Here is a 486-nt window from a genome sequence, read left to right as displayed (position 1 = left end):
TGAGAAGATCTATTCAGAGAAAATACTGGAAAATTCTCCTTTAGACCGGATTCAGCAGCAGATTCAGGTGGGTACAGACTGGGCTGATAAACCTGTGAAATTTGGCTATGAAGCAAATATCACGATAGATAAAGTAAGGAAATTTGCCACCTCTTCCAGCTGGGTGAACGGAGCTACGTTCTCATCAATCAGTAATAACGGGATGTATGGCGAAGCCCAATTGTATAAAAATACAGCCACCGATGAAGATGGAAACAAAACTATTGAATTTAAAAACGGTCAGGGCCAGATTATATTAGTCAGAAAAGAGCTCAGTGTAACCAAAAATGCAGATACGTATTATGTTTACAATGAATATAATCAGTTAGCTTTTGTAATTCCTCCACTTCTCTCTCAGTTAGAGACCTGGGGTATGGCGGAACATGATGCTTTGGCCTATCAGTACCGTTATGACGGAAGAGGCAGGCTGGTAGAAAAAAAGCTTCC

Annotated in this window: 1 pseudogene; it reads left to right on the top strand. The window is 40.5% G+C overall.

Annotated features, from left to right (window positions below):
* A pseudogene (locus AC27VX_RS23865) lies at positions 1-486 on the top strand (RHS repeat-associated core domain-containing protein); the annotation flags it as partial.

Source organism: Chryseobacterium sp. 14P4.3.2 (assembly GCF_057799275.1).
Note: the sequence above shows the minus strand (reverse complement) of the source record. Positions and strands in the feature narration are given on the sequence as shown.